Origin of the sequence: Cobetia sp. D5, assembly GCF_035666195.1 — a bacterium.
Classification (GTDB): Bacteria; Pseudomonadota; Gammaproteobacteria; order Pseudomonadales; family Halomonadaceae; genus Cobetia; species Cobetia amphilecti.
The window spans coordinates 3,613,747-3,629,683 of the sequence record NZ_CP142020.1 but is presented as its reverse complement, the minus strand read 5'-3'; the positions used below and the strand labels follow the sequence as shown (position 1 = coordinate 3,629,683).

The 15,937-nt window shown below is 65.3% G+C and carries 13 protein-coding genes and 3 tRNA genes; 14 read left to right on the top strand and 2 right to left on the bottom strand.

From position 1 onward, the window contains the following. The first annotated feature begins 124 nt into the window (after window positions 1-124). The 10 genes from U0O11_RS15040 to nadA all read left to right on the top strand — a co-directional run bounded on the left by U0O11_RS15040 (window position 125) and on the right by nadA (window position 9,713). A complete protein-coding gene (locus U0O11_RS15040) occupies window positions 125-946 on the top strand; it encodes a crotonase/enoyl-CoA hydratase family protein (protein ID WP_131432728.1) in 822 nt (273 codons plus the stop codon). Window positions 947-1,211: 265 nt separating this feature from the next. Continuing rightward, complete coding sequence (locus U0O11_RS15035) at window positions 1,212-3,002, top strand: DEAD/DEAH box helicase (protein WP_279836852.1); 1,791 nt, start codon at window positions 1,212-1,214, stop codon at window positions 3,000-3,002. Between the two features lie 131 nt (window positions 3,003-3,133). After that, complete coding sequence (locus U0O11_RS15030; protein ID WP_043336371.1) at window positions 3,134-4,348, top strand: hypothetical protein; 1,215 nt, start codon at window positions 3,134-3,136, stop codon at window positions 4,346-4,348. A 126-nt stretch (window positions 4,349-4,474) separates the two neighbouring features. Then, on the top strand, window positions 4,475-5,512 hold the full coding sequence (locus U0O11_RS15025) for a segregation and condensation protein A (protein ID WP_279836853.1): 1,038 nt from the start codon (window positions 4,475-4,477) through the stop codon (window positions 5,510-5,512). Beyond that, entirely contained in the window at window positions 5,509-6,600 is a 1,092-nt protein-coding gene (gene scpB / locus U0O11_RS17670) for an SMC-Scp complex subunit ScpB (RefSeq protein ID WP_279836854.1), read from the top strand. Before U0O11_RS15025 ends, scpB begins: the two co-directional genes overlap by 4 nt. Before the next feature lie 332 nt (window positions 6,601-6,932). After that, on the top strand, window positions 6,933-7,793 hold the full coding sequence (rluB, locus tag U0O11_RS15015) for a 23S rRNA pseudouridine(2605) synthase RluB (protein WP_043336411.1): 861 nt from the start codon (window positions 6,933-6,935) through the stop codon (window positions 7,791-7,793). A 267-nt stretch (window positions 7,794-8,060) separates the two neighbouring features. Beyond that, window positions 8,061-8,135, top strand: a tRNA-Lys gene (locus U0O11_RS15010). Between the two features lie 36 nt (window positions 8,136-8,171). Continuing rightward, window positions 8,172-8,246: transfer RNA gene (locus U0O11_RS15005), tRNA-Lys, on the top strand. A 16-nt stretch (window positions 8,247-8,262) separates the two neighbouring features. Beyond that, a tRNA-Lys gene (locus U0O11_RS15000) sits at window positions 8,263-8,337 on the top strand. A gap of 317 nt (window positions 8,338-8,654) precedes the next feature. Then, entirely contained in the window at window positions 8,655-9,713 is a 1,059-nt protein-coding gene (nadA, locus tag U0O11_RS14995) for a quinolinate synthase NadA (protein WP_279836891.1), read from the top strand. A gap of 110 nt (window positions 9,714-9,823) precedes the next feature. Here nadA and U0O11_RS14990 read toward each other — a convergent pair whose 3' ends face one another. After that, the gene (locus U0O11_RS14990; RefSeq protein ID WP_279836855.1) at window positions 9,824-11,326 is read right to left on the bottom strand and encodes a M48 family metalloprotease; all 1,503 of its coding nucleotides are present in this window, start codon (window positions 11,324-11,326) and stop codon (window positions 9,824-9,826) included. 255 nt (window positions 11,327-11,581) lie between these two features. On the opposite strand from U0O11_RS14990, the gene U0O11_RS14985 reads away from it, so the two are divergent. Together U0O11_RS14985 and U0O11_RS14980 are read left to right on the top strand one after the other, a co-directional pair. Continuing rightward, the gene (locus U0O11_RS14985; RefSeq protein WP_043336423.1) at window positions 11,582-11,848 is read left to right on the top strand and encodes a sulfurtransferase TusA family protein; all 267 of its coding nucleotides are present in this window, start codon (window positions 11,582-11,584) and stop codon (window positions 11,846-11,848) included. Then, window positions 11,845-12,936: an AI-2E family transporter gene (locus tag U0O11_RS14980; protein ID WP_043336373.1), complete on the top strand. Its 1,092-nt coding sequence runs from the start codon at window positions 11,845-11,847 to the stop codon at window positions 12,934-12,936. The genes U0O11_RS14985 and U0O11_RS14980 overlap by 4 nt, the downstream gene beginning before the upstream one ends. A 135-nt stretch (window positions 12,937-13,071) precedes the next feature. Here U0O11_RS14980 and U0O11_RS14975 read toward each other — a convergent pair whose 3' ends face one another. Further along, window positions 13,072-13,548, bottom strand: a complete 477-nt coding sequence (locus U0O11_RS14975) for a peroxiredoxin (RefSeq protein WP_054556838.1) — start codon at window positions 13,546-13,548, stop codon at window positions 13,072-13,074. 447 nt (window positions 13,549-13,995) lie between these two features. On the opposite strand from U0O11_RS14975, the gene dapA reads away from it, so the two are divergent. Beyond that, window positions 13,996-14,880: a 4-hydroxy-tetrahydrodipicolinate synthase gene (gene dapA, locus U0O11_RS14970; RefSeq protein ID WP_043336386.1), complete on the top strand. Its 885-nt coding sequence runs from the start codon at window positions 13,996-13,998 to the stop codon at window positions 14,878-14,880. Beyond that, window positions 14,880-15,818: a hypothetical protein gene (locus U0O11_RS14965; protein ID WP_279836856.1), complete on the top strand. Its 939-nt coding sequence runs from the start codon at window positions 14,880-14,882 to the stop codon at window positions 15,816-15,818. Before dapA ends, U0O11_RS14965 begins: the two co-directional genes overlap by 1 nt. Window positions 15,819-15,937: the final 119 nt, after the last annotated feature.

Sequence of the window (15,937 nt, the reverse complement as noted above, 5' to 3'; positions counted from 1 at the left end):
TCGACGAACGCAGTGTGGTTGCCTGCGCCTTTTGGGTTTATCACTGGATGAGTGCCATCGCTCGGCACTGTCGTGAAATCGTTCGAGCGCGTGCTTGCTCGTTATCCGTCGCAGGGAGACCGCCATGTCTGACGCTACCCACCTCACGCCTGAACGTTATGTGACCCTCTCGATCAGTGAGCATGTCGCCGACGTGCGCCTCAATCGCCCTGACAAGCACAACGGCATCGACTGGAAGATGATCGATGCCCTGCTGGCGGTACAGCAGGAATTGCATGCCCGCGCCCGGGAATCAGGCCTGCGCGCCATCGTGCTGTCGGGCGAGGGGCCCAGTTTCTGTGCGGGGCTGGATATCGCCGCCATCATGGGCGACGCCGCTCGCGTGCCGCAGTTGCTGGTCGCGGGGGCCAATGGCTGTGCGCCGCAGCGCAATACCGTGCAGCAGCTGGCGCTGGGCTGGCGAGATGTCGGGGTGCCGGTCATCGCCGCCTTGCATGGCAATGTCTTCGGTGGCGGCCTGCAGATCGCGCTGGGGGCGGACATCCGCCTGTGTGATCCTGATGCGCGCCTGGCGGTGCTCGAGATCGATTGGGGCATCATTCCGGACATGGGCATCAGTGTCACTGCGCGTGGCGTGCGACCGGACTGGCTGCACGAGCTGACGTGGAGCGGGCGCAAGGTCGAGGCCAACGAGGCGCAGAGTGCCGGCCTGGTCACGCGCATCATCTCCAGCCCACAGGAGGAGGCGTTGGCCCTGGCGCGCCAGATTGCCGGGCGCTCTCCCAGCGCCATCCGCGCCATCACGCGTCTCTATGACGAGGCCCTCGCGGCGCCGGAAGCCGAGGCGCTGGCGCTTGAGGCAGAACTGCAGTCCTCGCTGCTGGGGCGCGCGGAGCAGACCGAGTGCATCAAGGCCAAGCTCGAGGGACGCGCGCCGCGCTTCTGATCCTGACGGGTCAAGACTTACGGGCCAAGGTTGGCGGGCTCAGGTTATCCACACCCACTTTGCCGCTGCAGTCGCTGATGCGGATAATGGGGGCATTGTCCCTTCCTGCGATTCGGCGGCCCCTTGATGTCAATGTTCCTCTCAGCCCTCACGTCCCTGTCAGCCCTCACGTCCCTGTCAGCCCTCACGTCCCTGTCAGCCCTCACGTCCCTGGGCCTGCCTGCCGGCAGCGCTCCCACTCGCGTATCTCGCTGGACGGCGCTGCATGTTTGAGCTGCGTCCGTATCAGCAGGAGGCCGTGCGGCGTACCGTCGAGCACTTTCGCCGCAGTGATGAGGCGGCGGTGATCGTGCTGCCCACCGGCAGCGGCAAGTCGCTGGTGATCGCGGAGCTTGCGCGTATCGCGCGTGGCCGTGTGCTGGTGCTGGCGCATGTGCGCGAGCTGGTCGAGCAGAACCACGCCAAGTACGAATCCTATGGCAAGGACGCCGACATCTTCAGTGCCGGCCTCAAGCGCAAGCAGGCCTCGCGTCAGGTGGTGTTCGGCTCGGTGCAGTCAGTGGTGCGCAATCTTGATGCCTTCACGCCGGCTGAGCCGACGACTGATGCTCAGGCGGCGCCCTTCACGCTGCTGGTGATCGATGAGTGTCACCGGGTCTCGCTGGAGAAGGACGCCAGCTATCGCAAGGTCATCAATCATCTGCGCGAGCACAATCCGCGCCTCAAGGTGCTGGGGCTGACGGCGACGCCGTATCGCCTCGGTCAGGGATTCATCTTCCACCGTCACTATCACGGCATGGTGCGGGGTGATGATGACTGCTTCTTCCGTGATTGCGTCTTCGAGCAGCCGCTGCGCCTGATGGTGCGGCAGGGCTTTCTGAGTGAGCCGCGGCGCGTCGATGTCGCGGTGGCGCGCTATGACTTCTCGCAGCTGGCGCCCGGTATCGGCGGCAGCTTCCAGGAGGCGGAGCTCAACGAGGTGGTGCAGGGCTCCCGCGCGACGCCGGGCATCGTGCTGGATATCGTCGCCCAGGCACGCGAGCGGCGCGGCGTGATGGTGTTCTGCTCCACCGTCGAGCATGCCGAGGAAGTCACCGCACTCCTGCCTGACGACGAGGCGGCGCTGATCACCGGTGAGACCCCCGGCGAGGAGCGCGAGCGGCTGATCAATGCCTTCAAGGCCCAGCAGCTCAAGTATCTGGTCAATGTCGCGGTGCTCACCACCGGCTTCGATGCGCCGCATGTCGATCTGATCGCCATCCTGCGGCCCACGGAATCCGTCAGTCTCTACCAGCAGATCGTCGGGCGCGGCCTGCGTCTGAGTCCCGGCAAGACGAACTGTCTGATTCTCGACTACGCCGGCAATCCCTGGGACCTCTACGCGCCGGAGGTGGCGACGCCGAAGCCGGCTGGCGACACCGAGATCGTCCAGGTCGAGTGCCCGGTGTGCGGCAACGCCAATCTTTTCTGGGGACGCAAGGATGGCGAGCTGGTGGTCGAGCACTTCGGGCGCCGGTGTCAGGGGCTGGTCGAGTCGCCGGAGGGCGAGGGCAGGCCGCTGGTGCAGTGCGACTTCCGCTATCGTGCCAAGGCCTGCCCGCAGTGTGGCGAGGCCAATGACATCGCCGCCCGCCATTGTCACGCCTGTCAGGCACGGCTGGTCGACCCGGATGACAAGCTGCGCGATGCGCTCAAGCTGCGTGATGCGCGGGTGCTGCGCGTCAGCGGCTGGCAGCTGGAGGAGGCGCGCAACGGGCGCGGTCTGCCACGCTTGAAGGTGACCTATTACGACGAGGATGGCACCGATCTGTCCGAGTGGTTCGCGCTCGAGACCTCCGCCCAGCGTCACGCCTTCCGCTTGAGCTTCCTCGCGCGTCATCTGCGCGCGCCGGGCAGTGACTGGGCGCCGAAGGACATCGCCGAGGTGCTGGCGGGCGAGGAGCGTCTCAAGGCGCCGGACTTCGTCATCGGGCGCAAGAGCGGGCGTTACTGGCAGATCCGCGACAAGCTGTTCGACTACGCCGGGCGCTATCGCACCGGCATCGCCGCCGGCTGACAGGCGCGCTGGCCGCTGCGTGATCCGGTCGCGTGGCGCATGTTGTCAGGGACACGACGTCGCGGGGATGCTGATCGGGGCCTCGGGTTGCTAGACTGGCGGCTTCATACGCCTCAGGGAGAACTCACAAGGTGAGTGCCACCGATACCTCGGCCAGGCTGGTGTCCGGCTTACGCCCCACCGGACACCTGCAACTCGGACACTATCAATCAGTGATCCGGCGCTGGACCGAGCTGCAATACCATCACGATGCCTATTTTCTGGTCGCCGACTGGAACGCGTTGGCGGTCAGCGGTCACGCGCCTCACGAGATCGAGCAATACAGCTGGGCGATGGTGATCGACTGTCTCGCCTGTGGGGTCAACCCCAAGGTCGCTACCCTGTTCATCCAGTCGTGGGTGCCGGAGCTGACCGACGTGCACATGATCCTGGCCAGCGTCACGCCCAAGGCCTGGCTGGAGCGTCTGCCCAGCTACCGCGAGATGGTCGCCGGGCTCGGTGAGCAGCAGGGCGCCAGCCTGGCCATGCTCGGTGCGCCCCTGATGCAGGCGGCCGACATTCTGGCGCTGCGGGGGCAGGTGGTGCCCGCCGGCCCCGAGCAGCGTGCGCATATCGAGTTCACCCGTGAGGTCGCCCGACGCTTCAATCATCGCTATGGCCGCGATGCCGGCTTCGAGGAGCAGGCCGAACGCGCCATCGCGCGCCTGGGCAAGAAGAGCGGTCGCCTGTATCGCGAATGGTTGAGCGACTATCAGGAAGAGGGCGATCTCGAGGCCTTCGAGCGTGCGCGCGGCCTGCTGGCCGAGACCAGCAAGCTCAACCGCAACCAGCAGGAGCGCCTGCTCGGCTATCTGGAAGGTGGCGGGCGGCGCATCCTCGGCGAGCCGGAACACTGGCAGGGTGAGGTCGAGCCGCTGCTGGGCATGGAGCTCAAGACGCACAAGGCCGCACGGGAAGACGCCATCTTCCTGCGCAGCGGGCGCGACGATATCGCGGCCTGCGTGCGCGAGATGCCCACCGACCCTGCGCGCGTGCGTCGCAAGGACCCCGGCGACCCGCAGCGCTGCCCGCTGTGGACGCTGCATGAAAGCTTCACGCCCGCCTCGGACCGCCAGTGGGCAGAGGAAGGCTGCCGTGATGCCAGCATCGGCTGCCTGGACTGCAAGGGCTGTCTGATCGAGCATGTCGACGCAGCGCTGACGCCGATTCGTGAGCGTGCCGAGGCACTGGAAGGGGAGCATGGCAAGGTGCGCACCATGATGACAGAAGGCGCCGAGCGGGCCCGCGACACCGTGCGCGACACCCTGGATGAGCTGCGGCGCGTGATCGGCCTGACCTATCGCTAGAGGCGGGCGGCGCCGAGCGCGGCCCCGGCGTATCACCGGCGGCGTAAAGACTTGGGGGATGGGGCGCGAGCCGCTAGAATGCCCGTCCCCCAGACCCACCTTCACCCGCCTCCTGCAGGAGATGTCATGAGCGACCTGCTCGATGGCGCCAGTTTTGCCCTCACCGATGGGCATCAGCCCGCTCCTCTCGTCACGCCCCCGACGGCGGCGTCGACGGTGCTGGCGCGCGTCAACGACACCGCGCTCACCGAGATGCCGCAGGACCTGTACATCCCGCCGGAGGCGCTGCGTGTCTTTCTCGAGACCTTCGAGGGGCCGCTGGACCTGCTGCTCTACCTCATCCGTCGCCAGAATCTCGATATCCTCGCCATCAATGTCGCGGCCATCACCCACCAGTACATCGAGTATGTCGAGCTGATGCACGCCATGCAGATCGATCTGGCCGGTGAATACCTGCTGATGGCCGCGATGCTGGCGGAGATCAAGTCGCGCAGCCTGCTGCCGCGTCAGCCCAAGGCGACTGATGACGACGAGGAAGAGGACCCGCGCGCCGAGCTGATTCGCCGCCTGCAGGAATACGAGCAGACCAAGCTGGCCGCCGAAGGGCTGGATGAGATGCCGCGTCAGGGCCGCGACTGGTTCGTGGCCACGGCAGACCTGCCCGAGCTCGAGACGCGGGTGGTGCACCCTGATGTCGACCTGTCGGAATTGCTCGGCGCGCTGTCCGGTCTCTTGCGTCAGGCGGACCTCGTCCAGGCGCACACCATCTCGCGTGAGGTGATGTCGACTCGCGAGCGCATGCTGGCGATCATGAATCTGTTGACCCATGAGCACTTCACGCCCTTCGAGAAGCTGTTCACGCTCGAGGAAGGGCGTGCCGGGGTGGTGGTCAGCTTCATGGCGATTCTGGAGCTGGCCAAGGAGTCGATGATCGAGATCGTCCAGAACGCGCCGCTGTCACCGATTCACGTGCGCGCCCGCACGCCGGAACCGGACCCCGAGGATGACGAGGACTGGCTGGCGCTGGAATTCGCCGACGAAGACGAGGTGGCGGCCGATCAGGGGGCGTTCGATGACGCAGCGTACGATGACGCAGCGTTTGATGATGCGCAGACGTCACCTTCCTTACCCCCATCCGACGAGCAGGAGAACGCGGCGTCATGAGTTTGCGCGATGTCCCGCTGGACCAGATCATCGAAGCGGCCCTGCTGGCCGCCGGCGAGCCGCTGACGCTTGAGCGCCTGGCCGGTCTGTTCGATGAGTATTCAAGCCCGACCAGGCCTGCGCTGCGCGAGGCGTTGGGCAAGCTGGAAGCGCGTCACCCGGCCGACAAGAGCGCGCTGGAGCTGATCGAGACCGCCAGTGGCTGGCGGCTGCGCGTTCGCCAGCAGTATTCCCCCTGGGTATCGCGGCTGTGGGAAGAGCGCCCGCAACGTTATTCACGCGCCTTGCTGGAGACCCTGGCGCTGGTGGCCTATCGTCAACCGGTGACCCGCGGCGATATCGAGCAGGTGCGTGGCGTGACGGTCAGCTCCTCGATCATGCGTACCCTGGTCGAGCGCGGCTGGGTGAGAGTGGTCGGCCACCGTGATGTGCCGGGGCGTCCGGCGGTATTCGCCACCACGCGTCAGTTCCTCGATGACTTCGGGCTCAAGACGCTGGAAGAGCTGCCGCCGGTGCATGAACTGAAAGGCTTCGAAGGACTCGAACAGCTCGAGGCAGACCTGTATGATGTGCCGCCCTCTCAGACCTTGCCGCTGCCGGATGACCCGGACGGCGAGGCGGAGGAGGCACCGGCGGACGGCGCTGATGCGGGGGTCGATCCAGAGCGTGAGAGAGCGCCTGAGTCAGCACCTGACGCAGAGACTGGGGAAAAGACTGGGGGAAAGACTGAGTCAGGCGCTGAGACAGGGCTTGAGACAGGTCTTGAGACCGACACTGGCACCCCGGTGCCCGACGACTGGCAACCGCCGGACGTCACCGCCGAGCAGCTGGAAGAGGCGCTGAAGATGCGCGCACTCGATACCTCCGGCGCCTCGGCTGACACACCGAACACAGCAGCACCCTCCGCCTCACAGGCGGAAAATGACCACGCCGGGATGGCGTCCACCGGCTCGGGGTTCGACTTCGCCACACTCGAAGCGCGCCTCAGCCAACGTTTGCGCGGTGCAGACGAGGATGACGACGCTGCCGATGCGCAGCCGCACGACTCCTCCGCTGCCGGGACCGTCGATGATGACGACCCTGCGTAGGCGAAACTCCTATAGATGAAATGGTTCATGTCATGAGCAAGACAGACTCTGATAAGCGCAAGACCTCTCGCCCCGGCAGCAGCCAGGCAGGCAATAAGCAGGCTGGCGGCAAGCACGCCGGTGGCAAGGCCGTGACCGGCAAGGCCTTCGCGGACAAGAATGTCACGGACAAGCGCGCGGCAGATTCTGCCGACAAGCGTGGCGAGCAGGCCCGCCCGACCCGTGATACCGGCAAGTCCACGCGCGGCAGCAAGGCCAATGTCGGCAAGAAGCCGGCCGCCGCCGACGCGCCGGAACTGCGTCCGCTGCCGCCGCAGGCCAAGGGCGACAAGCTGGTCGAGGACGAGAAACTGCAGAAGGTGCTGGCGCGCTCCGGTCTCGGCTCCCGCCGTGAGATGGAAGTCGCCATCAGCGCCGGTCGCGTCAAGGTCAACGGCAAGGTCGCCCAGCTGGGCGATCGCGTCGGCCCGCGTGACCAGGTCAGCCTCGATGATCGCCCGCAGAGCCTGAAGGGCGCGGAAGAGACGGCGCGTCGCGTCATCATGTACAACAAGCCGGAAGGCGAGCTGTGCACGCGCAAGGACCCGGAAGGCCGCCGCACCGTCTTCGAGCGTCTGCCGCGCCTGAAGGGCGAGCGCTGGATCGCGATCGGTCGTCTCGACATCAACACCAGCGGTCTGTTGCTGTTCACCACCGATGGTGAGCTGGCCAACCGTCTGATGCACCCGTCGACCCAGATCGAGCGTGAGTACGCCGTGCGTGTCATGGGTGAGGTCAAGCGCGAGCACGTCGTCAACATGGTCAATGGCGTGATGCTCGAAGATGGCCCGGCGCGTTTCACCGATGTGCAGGAATTCGGTGGCGAAGGCATCAACAGCTGGTTCCACGTCGTGATCATGGAAGGCCGCAACCGTGAGGTTCGCCGTCTGTGGGATTCCCAGGGCCTGACCGTCAGCCGCCTGAAGCGCGTGCGCTACGGCAACATCTTCCTCGACAAGCGCGCTCGCGCCGGTGAGTGGGTGGAGATGGAGCAGAGCGAGATCGATGAACTGTCCACGCTGGCTGGTCTCGAGCATCGCAAGGCGCCGGCCCTGACGCCGGACGAGCAGAACCGCTGGAGCCGCGACAAGCAGAAGCGTCGTCCGGTGCGCGCCATGAAGAAGCCGCCGCAGCGTACGCGCAAGCCGCGCTGATGGCGCAGTCGGTGAGGGCGGCGATGCGCCGTCATTCACTGACATGGCATAAGCTCGTGGACGTGCCACAAGCTCGTGCGACCTAAGTGGTAACCCGCAAGCCCGCGCCCATCGCGGGCTTGCGTGTCTTTGTCACAGGGGCTGGCCGCGCGCTGGCGCTGGCGTTTCGCGAGGTGCCAGCGGACAAGCTGGTCATTTACTTGAAGTTTTTTTGCAAAAGGCTTGCGTCGAAACGGGATCGGCGGTATCTTACGTCCCGCTTCGCAAGGGTCGTTAGCTCAGTGGTAGAGCAGTTGGCTTTTAACCAATTGGTCGAAGGTTCGAATCCCTCACGACCCACCATTCTCTGGAATGGTCTCTTGCAAAGCACCCGGCGGCGGGTCGTTAGCTCAGTGGTAGAGCAGTTGGCTTTTAACCAATTGGTCGAAGGTTCGAATCCCTCACGACCCACCATCCGCCACCCAGTTTTGGGTCGTTAGCTCAGTGGTAGAGCAGTTGGCTTTTAACCAATTGGTCGAAGGTTCGAATCCCTCACGACCCACCAGATCTTGCCCCGTGCCTTCATTGGCGCGGGGCAATTTTTGTTACGCGAAAGGAAAGAGTCCGTTGCCCCCAAGTCGACTGGAGCCGCGATCGCGCCAGGCGTATCCTTGTGGGCGAGCCAAGGCTCATGTCCGCCCAGTGCGGACGACGTTGCGGGCGATAGACGCCCAAGGCACACGCCGCAGTCTGGGGAGCCCAGCTGCAGCGCTGGCAGGGCCGCCACGGGCCGTTCGTGTCCGGGCCGAGTCCTGACCCACTCAGCACAGGGGGAGCCCCTGTGGGCTAGGTGAGAGACACATGAACAGCCTGACTAATGCCATGCCGGGTCGTGAGGCCCACAATGCCGTCCGTGAGCAGGTGCGCGAGCATCTGGCCCGCGCTTACTGCCCGACACGCCCCGCCGCCGAGGATGCCGCGCTGATCGACGAGATCAAGCAGCTGCTCATCGAGCGTGATGCCGCGCTGGTCGCGCATTACTACTGTGACGACGCCATCCAGCAGCTGGCCGAGGAAACCGGCGGCTGCGTGGCCGACTCGCTCGAGATGGCACGTTTCGGCGCCCGCCATGATGCCTCGACACTGATCGTCGCTGGCGTGCGCTTCATGGGCGAGACCTCCAAGATCCTGTCGCCGGAGAAGCGCGTGCTGATGCCGACGCTGGAGGCGACCTGCTCGCTGGACCTCGGCTGCCCGGAAGACGAGTTCGCGGCCTTCTGTGATGCCCATCCCGACCGCACCGTGGTGGTGTACGCCAATACCTCGGCGGCCGTGAAGGCGCGCGCCGACTGGGTGGTGACCTCCTCGATCGCCGTCGATGTCATCGAGCACCTGCACGCCCGGGGCGAGAAGCTGATCTGGGCGCCGGACAAGCATCTGGGCGCCTACGTGCAGAAGCAGACCGGTGCCGACATGTTGCTGTGGGACGGTGCCTGTATCGTCCACGACGAGTTCCTTGCCCAGGGCATCAGTGACCTGCTCAAGGTCTACCCGGACGCCGCGGTGCTGGTGCACCCGGAATCACCGCAGTCGGTGGTCGAGCTGGCCGATGTGGTCGGTTCCACCTCGCAGCTGATCAAGGCCGCCGTCGAGCTCGACAATCAGCAGCTGATCGTCGCGACCGATCGTGGCATCTTCTTCAAGATGCAGCAGGCCGCGCCGCACAAGCAGCTGTACGAGGCGCCGACCGCCGGCAATGGCGCGACCTGCAAGAGCTGTGCGCACTGCCCGTGGATGGCGATGAACGGCCTGGAGAATCTGGCCGCCGTGCTGCGTCGCGATCCGGCGGAAGCCAATGCCGAGGAAGTCTTCGTCGATGATGACCTGCGTGAGCGCGCCCTGAAGCCGTTGACGCGGATGCTGGAATTCAATCGCGGCTGAGCGCTGACGCTGATCGCCACCGATTGATGTCTGCATGAACCAGAACCGCCGCTCCCGATTCCCCGGGGCGGCGGTTTTTGTTTGCCTGGTGCAGCGAGAGGGAGCGTGCCTCAGAACTCCTCGATGGCGTTGCGATAGCGCTTGAAGTCCTCCCGGCGTGAACTGATACGGTTGGCCATGCTGAAGTCGCCGTTCTTGCGCGCGGCCTCGTCGGCCAGCTTGAGCTGAGCGAAGGCCTTGTCCATGCGGCCCTCCAGCTGGTCGAATTCGGCGCGATACAGGAAGGCCTCGGCGGTGTGGCCGCTGCGCCCACTGGCTTCGGAGGCCAGACTCCAGACCTTGGGGTCATCGGGATGATCGCGGCGCATGTCCTCCAGCTGCTGGCGCGCGGCGGCGGGTTCCTGTTGCAGCGCGACTTCCGCCATGGCCAGTCGGGTCGGCAGGTAGTCGGGTTGCAGGCGCAGCAGGCGTCTGGCGCGGCGGGTCGCCTCCTCATAACGCCGGGCATCCCGCGCGACCTCGACCGCACTGGCGCTGATCAAGGTCAGGTCAGGATGCTTGTCGTGCAGGCGGTCCAGCGCGGCCAGTGCCTTGTCGACCTGGTTGTGCTCCGCCGCGGCCAGCGCCTGATAGTAGGCAATCGCGTCGGGGTCGGGGTTGTCTTCGCGCAGTGTCGTCAGCCCCTGCTCGGGCTGGCGCAGATTGAGCGCCAGCAGGGCGCGGGCGCGGATCATCGCGTAAGCGAGCTGCGCGAGCGGATCGGGGGTCACCTTCTGCATGGCGTCGGCACGGGCCTGGGTGTCGCCGATGCGCGCCTCGGTCACCGGGTGCGTGAGCAGAAATTCCGGTGCATTGCCGCCCTGCAGGCTGGCCATGCGTTGCATGGCGCGGAACATGCGCGGCATGGCTTCGGGGTCGAAGCCGGCGCGTGACAGCGCATCGATGCCGACGCGGTCGGCCTCCTGCTCGAAGCGGCGCGAATAGGCCAGCTGATCGGAAATGGCAGCGGCCTGGGTGCCGGCCATGGTCGCGATGCCCGCTGAGCCGCCACCGCCCGCCGCGATCACCATGCCGGCGAGAAAGCCGGCCAGCGTCGGCAGGCGTGTCTCGGCCTGGCGCTCCATGTTGCGCGCGAAGTGATGCTGGGAGAGGTGGCCCAGTTCGTGGGCGAGTACCGAGGCGAAGGCGTCGCGGTCCGGCGCGAAGGCGAACAGCCCCGTATTGACGCCGACCACGCCGCCGGGCACCGCGAAGGCGTTCAGCTGGCTGCTGGCGACCAGCGTGATGATGAAATTGCGCTCATCCAGCTCGCTCCACGGCGCCAGTTGACGCACGATGCTACCGATCCAGTCCAGAGTGATGGGATCATCCCATTCACGCACATGGGCGCGGAACTGACGCAGCCAGGCGCGACCGATACGATATTCATCGTTGCTGGAGATGCCGCCACTCGCACTCCCCAGGTCCGGCAGTCCATAGTCGTTCTGGGATGCGGCCGGCGCACTGGCGACCGGCGCGCCCATCAGCAACAGGCCGAGCAGGGCGCTCGACAGGGTGGCAAGCCCGCGGCGTCCGATGCGGACGCGTCCGCTCAAGGGGGGCAGCAACGACATGCAGGCAATCCTCTTCGATATGGCGCAAGGTGCGGTCGGCTCGCAGGATTGCCGGGCGCCGCACTGGCGTTGACGGCCCTGCGCGAGTTCGGGCAAGACGCAGCCGCGCAGGGCGGAAAGTTGCTTTGTCAGGCAAGGTGCCCTTAAATCGGGGCGTTTTCAAGCTGCACCCTCCATGGCGTGCGGCAGAACATCATAACGAGAACGGAAGGGCAGATGGCATTCGAACGACCTGGCGCTGAGACTGCGAATCCGATGGCTGACTCCACGGCCGATACCCACCTGCAGACGCTGGATGCGCGCGGCCTGCACTGTCCGTTGCCGCTGCTGCGCACCAAGCTCAAACTGGCTGGCATGAGTGCCGGCGAGCAACTCGAGGTCCTCGCCAGCGACGCCGGCGCCTGGGGCGACATCCCTGCCTATCTGGCGCTGAGCGATCACGCGCTGGTCTCGCGTGAAGAGACGCCAGAGGGCGACTATCGCTTCGTGATCAAGGCGCTGTGCGAGGAAGATCCGTCATGACCATGAAGACGTTGTTGCGTGGCTGGATCGAGCGCTATTTCTCCGACGAAGAAGCGGTGGTGCTGTTTCTGGTGCTGGTGCTGGTGTTCGCCGCCGTCATTCTGCTCGGCAGCATGCTGGCGCCATTCTTCACCGCCCTGATCGTCGCCTTCCTGCTGCAGAGCGGCGTGAGCTGGATGGAGCGCCGCGGCCTGCCGCGCCTGGCGGCGGTCAGCCTGATGACGCTGGTGTTCATGGGCATCATGCTGGCCAGTGCGCTGATTCTGCTGCCGCTGGTCTGGCATCAGCTGGCCAATCTGATCCAGGAGATTCCCGGCATGTTCGCCTCCGGGCAGCGCTGGCTTGGCGAGCTTCAGGAGCGCTTCCCCGGCCTGATCACGCCGGAGCAGGTCCAGCAGTGGGTCGGTGCCGCCGGACGTGAGCTGACCCAGTTCGGGCAGCGCGCGGTATCGCTGTCGCTGGCGTCGCTGGGCAACCTGATGGGCGTGGTGATCTACCTGGTGCTGGTGCCGATCCTGGTGTTCTTCATGCTCAAGGACCGCGAGCGGCTGGTGGACTTTACGCTGGCGCTGCTGCCACGCAAGCGCCTGCTGATGAGCCGGGTCTGGAACGAGATGGATGACCAGATCGCCAACTTCGTGCGCGGCAAGGTGATCGAGATCGTCATCGTCGGCGGCGTCAGCTACGTCACCTTCGTCGCCTTCGGGCTGCCGTATTCGGCGCTGCTGGCGATCGTGGTCGGCTTCTCGGTGCTGATTCCCTACATCGGCGCGGCAGGGGCAACCTTGCCGGTCGCCGCCGTTGCCGGTTTCCATTACGGGCTAGGCGATACCTTCATGTACGTGATGATCGCCTACGGCATCATCCAGGCGCTGGATGGCAACGTGCTGGTGCCGCTGCTGTTCTCGGAGGCGGTCAATCTGCATCCGGTGGCGATCATCCTCGCGGTGCTGTTCTTCGGCGGCATCTGGGGCTTCTGGGGGGTGTTCTTCGCCATCCCGCTGGCGACCCTGATGAAGTCGCTGCTCTACGCCTGGCCGCGCCGGGCGCGCGCCGAGGAGAATCGGGTCGCGGACAAGAGCGCCTGATCGAAAAAGCCCCGCCAATCGGCGGGGCTTTTTTCATGGCTGAGGCGGCTGGCGCACAGGCGCTCTCTGCTCAGCTGTTTCTCCACGAGCTGATGTCACATGAGCTGCTGTCACTCGGACAGCTGCCACTCGACACTAGCGGTCAGCGTTGAGCTCGCGAGCGGCTTCCAGCACTTCCTCGACATGGCCCTTGACCTTCACGCCACGCCATTCGCGCGCCAGATTGCCATCGGCGTCGATCAGGAAGGTGGAGCGCACCACGCCGAGGCTTTCCTTGCCCATGAATTTCTTCATGTGAATGACGTCAAAGATCTTGCACAGGGTCTCGTCCGGATCGCTGATCAGCTCGAACGGGTAGCCCTGTTTCGCGCGGAAGTTCTCGTGGGTGCGCAGGCTGTCGCGGGAAACGCCGAGAATCACGGTGTTGGCCGCTTCGAATTCCTCGAGGTTGTCGCGGAAGTCACCGCCTTCGGTGGTGCAGCCCGGCGTGTGGTCCTTCGGGTAGAAATAGATGACGGCTTGCTTGCCCTTGAGGCTGGCCGGAGTGACTTCGGTGTCACTGGTGGCCTGGGCGGTAAAGTCGGGAATTGGCTGACCGAGGCTGACGCTCATCGTGCTCTCCTGGCGATGACTGACGGCCATGTGGCGGCTGACAGTGCTGAATGATGAAAAAAACCGGCAGTGATGGGCATCGCGCTTGCCCGCTTCTGCGGTGTGTCCTGCATTACACGCAGGGCGTCCTGACTTGTCAAAGACAGGGCAGAACTCTTGTGTTTCACCGTCTTGGCGACCGGCGCCATCGCGCCCATCCGCCGTGCATCTGCCCCACGGACAGGCGAGGGAATCCACCGCTTTGCACAACCGGTGCAGATGGCGTCTGTACAGGCTTCGATGGTCTTTGTAACATCATCACCCTTGACGCGACTCGCGTGTCGGCGTGCCCACGCAATCAGAGTCCTGCGTCAACCAATTTATGTCAGATGTCTGTCCCCGAGATCCGTTGTTTCAACAGCGCAGGGACACGCCTGGCGCATCAGGCACCAGAGGAGAATTCGAGGGATGATCACAGGTAGCATTGTCGCACTGGCGACCCCGATGAAGGCCACCGGCGAGATCGACTGGGACGCCCTGCGCCAGCTGGTCGCCTTCCACCTCGAAAATGGCACCGATGCCATCGTCGCCGCCGGCACTACCGGCGAGCCGACCACCATGTCCTTCGCGGAGCACTTCGATGTCATCCGCTGTGTGGTCGAGACGGTTGCCGGCAAGATTCCGGTCATCGCCGGCACGGGCGCCAACGCCACCTCCGAAGCGGTCGAGCTGGCTCGCTACGCCAAGGAAGTCGGTGCGGATTACTGCCTCTCCGTGGCGCCGTACTACAACAAGCCGACCCAGGAAGGGCTCTACCAGCACTTCAAGGCCGTCGCCGAGCAGGCCGGTATCCCGGTCATTCTCTACAACGTGCCGGGTCGTACCTGCTCCGATATCTACAACGAGACGGTCTTCCGTCTCGCCGAGCTCGACAACATCGTCGGCCTCAAGGATGCCACCGGCAACCTGGAGCGTGGTCAGGAACTGATCGACCGCCTCAAGGGCACTGACTTCGCGCTCTACTCCGGCGATGACCCCACGGCCTGCGACTTCATCCTGATGGGCGGCCACGGCGATATCTCCGTGACGGCCAACGTCGCGCCGCGCCTGATGCACGAGATGTGCGAAGCCGCCGTGGCCGGCGATGCCGAGCGCGCTCACCAGATCAACACGCGCCTGATGCCGCTGCACTCCGCGATGGGCGTCGAGTCCAACCCGATCCCGGTCAAGTTCGCCATGCATCGCATGGGCCTGTCGCCGGAATCCGGCGTGCGTCTGCCGCTGACCTGGCTGTCCGAGCAGTATCACTCCACGGTCGAGGAAGCACTGCAACTGGCCGAGGTGCTCAACTGATGAGTCAGCGTTTCGTGCCACTGGCCCTGCTGACGGCGCTCGCGGTCGCAGGCTGTTCCAGTGATGGCTACTACTACGATCGCAACAGCGAGTATGCCGATGCCAGCATCGCGCCGCCGCTGAAGCTGCCGGACACGATCAATCGTGGTGATTACCAGGATTCCATGCCAGTGCCGCAGGCCAGCAGTGACTTCCTGGCCAGCGACGACTTCGAGGCACCGCGACCCCAGCCGCTGGCGACCAGCGAGCAGGGCGGGCGCGAGTTCGTCGCCATGCGTCAGAGTGGCGATGCCCGCTGGCTGGCCGTGAACGCCGCGCCGGCAGCGGTGTGGACGCGTCTGCAGTCCTTCGTGCGCGACCAGGGCCTGGATGTGCAGAGCATCGATGCCGGCAAGGGCGAGATCACCACGGCCCAGGGCATCATCAGCGTCAGCCAGGGGCTGCGTGCCGATGCCTCCGAAGTGCGTTGTCAGCAGGGCGGCGATGTCGCCGGCAGCTGCCTGAACGCGCTGAGCGGCTATCTGGCCGCGTCTTCCGCCGATAGTGGTGTCTCGCTGGCGGCCCAGTCGCTCAGTCGTGATGACCGCGTGCGCCTGGAAGGCCGCGATGGCACCTGGCAGGTCGACCTGGCGCTGGACACCGAGCGCAGCTGGGCCGAGCTGCTCTATCAGCTGCAGAAGAACTTCAATACCGACTACCAGACGCTGACCGATCAGGACCGCTCGCGTGGCGAGTTCATGGTCGATTACATCCCGCGTGAAGAGCGTGATGGCGGCTGGTTGGGTATCGGTGGCGATGGTGATCCGGTACCGATGGTACTCAAGCTGCGCTCCGAGAATGACCACACCCTGGTCACGGCGACCCGTGCCGATGGTGAAGAGACCACGCCGGCACTGGCGCGTGAGCTGCTCGACGCCGTGGCGTCGACACTGCGCTGAGCATGTGGCTCGACACGCCTTGCGCCGCCTCATCTGACGACTCGTCGGGTGAGGCGGCTGCGTCGTTTCAGATCCCCCTCCCGGTGGCAGGCAGTGGGGCGCTGGCGGCTGGCCTGACG